This is a genomic window from Mesorhizobium sp. M7A.F.Ca.CA.002.09.1.1 (assembly GCF_003998555.1).
GTDB lineage: Bacteria > Pseudomonadota > Alphaproteobacteria > Rhizobiales > Rhizobiaceae > Mesorhizobium > Mesorhizobium ciceri.
On sequence record NZ_RZRR01000640.1, the window covers coordinates 1 to 3,361 of the forward strand.

Sequence of the window (3,361 nt, forward strand, 5' to 3'; positions counted from 1 at the left end):
ACATTGTCGAGATCGCCAGTGCGCGAGGCCTCGATGTCGTGGCCACCGAAGCCAGTTTCGAAAGCGCGCTCGGCATCAACAACCGCGCCGAACTGGCGCAAGCCGAAGCCATCTGGCAGGCGCGCCGGCGGCATGAGGCGATGCTGTCGGGCGTGACGCTGATCGCGCCGGAGACGGTGTATTTCTCGCACGACACCGAGATCGGCACTGACACGATCGTCGAGCCCCATGTCTGGTTCGGTCCGGGCGTGAAGATTGCCACGGGCGCCAAGGTCCATGCCTTTAGCCATATCGAGGGCGCCACCATTGCGTCCAATTGCGATGTCGGGCCGTACGCGCGGCTGCGGCCGGGCGCCGATCTCAGGAACAAGGCCAAGGTCGGCAATTTCTGCGAGGTCAAGCAGGCGGTTATCGAAGAGGGCGCCAAGGTCAACCATTTGACCTATATCGGCGACGCCCGTGTCGGTGCTGGGGCCAATATCGGCGCCGGCACCATTACCTGCAATTATGACGGCTATTCGAAATTCTTCACCGACATCGGCGAGGGCGCTTTTGTCGGCTCCAATTCGTCGCTGGTGGCGCCTGTCACCATCGGCAAGGGCGGCTACATCGCCTCAGGCAGCGTGATCACCGAAAGCGTGCCCGACGACGCGCTGGCCTTCGGCCGCGCCCGCCAGAAGACCATTCCAGGCAAGGGCAAGGAGTTGCGCGAGCGCTTTGCTTCGGCGGCGGCGGCGAAGAAAAAGTAAGACCAGCCCGCAAACCGAACGATTGCAGTAACCGGATTGCAAGAGCGGCCTGTCATGGTGCATCGACAGAATGAGCGTTCCGTTATACGGGACGAAATGCAATGTGACTTTCCACGGCAGGCTGGCCATCCCTAAATAGCGCTGGTTTTCCGGGGAATCGGGGGCTTTCTGCATGTGCGGTATCGTTGGAATCGTCGGCCACTCGCAGGTTGCGCCGCTCATCGTCGATGCGCTGAAGCGGTTGGAGTACCGTGGCTATGATTCGGCCGGCGTCGCGACCATCGAGCGTGGCGAACTCGCCCGCCGCCGCGCCGAAGGCAAGTTGATCAACCTGGAGCGCCGGCTCAAGGACGAGCCGCTCGATGGCACGATCGGCATCGGCCACACGCGCTGGGCGACGCATGGCGTGCCCAACGAGAGCAATGCGCATCCGCATTTTTCCGACGGCGTCGCCATCGTCCACAACGGCATCATCGAGAATTTCGCCGAACTGCGCGACGAACTGGTCCGCGACGGCTATTCTTTTTCGTCGCAGACCGACACCGAGGTCGTGGCGCATCTGGTGGCCCGCGAACTCGCCAAGGGGCTGAAGCCGGTCGAAGCCGCGCACCAGGCGCTGAAGCGGCTGGAAGGCGCCTTTGCGCTGGCGATCATGTTCAAAGGCGACGAGGATTTGATCGTCGGCGCCCGCAACGGTCCGCCTTTGGCCGTCGGCCATGGCGATGGCGAGATGTTCCTGGGCTCCGACGCCATCGCGCTCGCCCCGTTCACCAATTCGATCACCTATCTGGAAGATGGCGACTGGGCGGTGGTGCGCCGTGGCGGTGTCACCATCTTCGACATTGACGGCACAAAGGTCGACCGCAAACGCCAGCAGTCGCTGTCGACCAGCTTCATGGTCGACAAGGGCAACCGACGCCATTTCATGGAAAAGGAAATCCATGAGCAGCCCGAGGTGATCTCGCACACCTTGGCGCATTACGTGGATTTCGTCTCCGGAGTGTCGAAGCCGCTCGACCTGCCGTTCGACTTCGCCAAAATTGGTCGGCTGGCGATCTCGGCCTGCGGCACGGCGTATCTGGCCGGCCTGATCGGCAAGTACTGGTTCGAGCGCTACGCGCGCCTGCCCGTCGACATCGATGTCGCCTCCGAATTCCGTTACCGCGAAATGCCGCTGTCGAAGAACGATGCGGCGTTTTTCATCTCGCAATCGGGCGAGACCGCCGACACGCTGGCCTCGCTGCGTTATTGCCGCAAAGCCGGCATGAAGATCGGCGCGATCGTCAATGTGCGCGAATCGACCATGGCGCGCGAATCCGACGTCGTGCTGCCGACGCTTGCCGGACCCGAGATCGGCGTCGCCTCGACCAAGGCCTTCACCTGCCAGCTTTCCGTGCTGGCCGCGCTTGCGGTGCGCGCCGGCGTGGCGCGCGGTATGATTTCGAAGGAACAGGAGAAAACCCTGGTGCGCGCGCTTTCGGAAGCGCCGCGCTACGCCAACCAGGTGCTCAAGCTTGAAGAGCAGATCGAGCGGATCGCGCGCGAACTCTCGCGCTACAAGGACGTGCTCTATCTCGGCCGCGACACCAATTTCCCGCTGGCCATGGAAGGCGCGTTGAAACTCAAGGAAATCTCCTACATCCACGCCGAAGGCTATGCAGCCGGCGAACTGAAGCATGGGCCGATCGCGCTGATCGACGAGAACATGCCTGTCATCGTCATCGCGCCGCATGACCGGATCTTCGAGAAAACCGTTTCCAACATGCAGGAAGTGGCGGCGCGCGGCGGCAAGATCATCCTGATCACCGACAGCAAGGGCGCGGCGCAGGTGAGCGTGAAGACGATGGAAACAATCGTGCTGCCGGATGTGCCCGAAATCATCTCGCCGATCATCTATGCGCTGCCGATCCAGATGCTGGCCTATTTCACCGCCGTGTTCATGGGCACCGACGTCGACCAGCCACGCAATCTGGCGAAATCGGTGACGGTGGAATAGGTTTTGCCTTCCAGACCGGAGGTTGGGCCGAATGGCATCGAAGTTCGCACGTCCAGTTCATCCTGGAGAATTCCTGCGTGAAGAATATCTCGTCCCGCTCGGCATGAGTGCAGGCGCGCTGGCGAAAAAGCTCAACCTTCCGCGCACCCGTATCGAACGCATTGCCAAGGAAGAGATCGGCCTGACTCCCGATACCGCTCTTCGCCTCGCCAGATTTTTCAACACCACGCCCGAATTCTGGATGAATTTTCAACAGGCCTATGAGCTTGAAACCGAAGCCAGAAAGCTGGCGCCGGAGCTCGAGAAGATTGAGCCGTTGGAAGTAGCGGCATAATCGGCTCTTTAAAAACTTCGCAGTTCCAAAGCTTCGTCCGGTTCACTAATGTTGCGCTGCAACCCGCGCTCCGGTGAACCATGTCCGACGCTCCCAAGACCTCCGGCATGACCCGGCTGAGGAACTATTTCCTCACGGGCTTCATCGTCTGCGCGCCCTTGGCGATCACCGCCTACATTGCCTGGTCGTTCATCGGCTGGGTCGATTCCTGGGTGAAGCCTTATATTCCGGCCCGCTACAGCCCTGACACCTACCTGTCGTTTCCGGTGCCGGGGTTCGGAC

General features: G+C 61.3%; 3 protein-coding genes and 1 pseudogene. All 4 read left to right on the plus strand.

What is annotated here, in order from left to right; translation table 11 throughout:
* Positions 1-749: DapH/DapD/GlmU-related protein (locus EN994_RS23640; RefSeq protein WP_281060198.1), on the plus strand; the 749-nt coding region annotated here is incomplete at its 5' end.
* Positions 750-921: 172 nt separating this feature from the next.
* Positions 922-2,745, plus strand: coding sequence for a glutamine--fructose-6-phosphate transaminase (isomerizing) (gene glmS, locus EN994_RS23645; RefSeq protein ID WP_063167904.1), 1,824 nt, complete (start codon positions 922-924; stop codon positions 2,743-2,745).
* 31 nt (positions 2,746-2,776) lie between these two features.
* Positions 2,777-3,079: a HigA family addiction module antitoxin gene (locus tag EN994_RS23650; RefSeq protein ID WP_027161478.1), complete on the plus strand. Its 303-nt coding sequence runs from the start codon at positions 2,777-2,779 to the stop codon at positions 3,077-3,079.
* A gap of 80 nt (positions 3,080-3,159) precedes the next feature.
* Positions 3,160-3,361 (plus strand): annotated as a pseudogene (locus EN994_RS23655) (hypothetical protein); the annotation flags it as partial.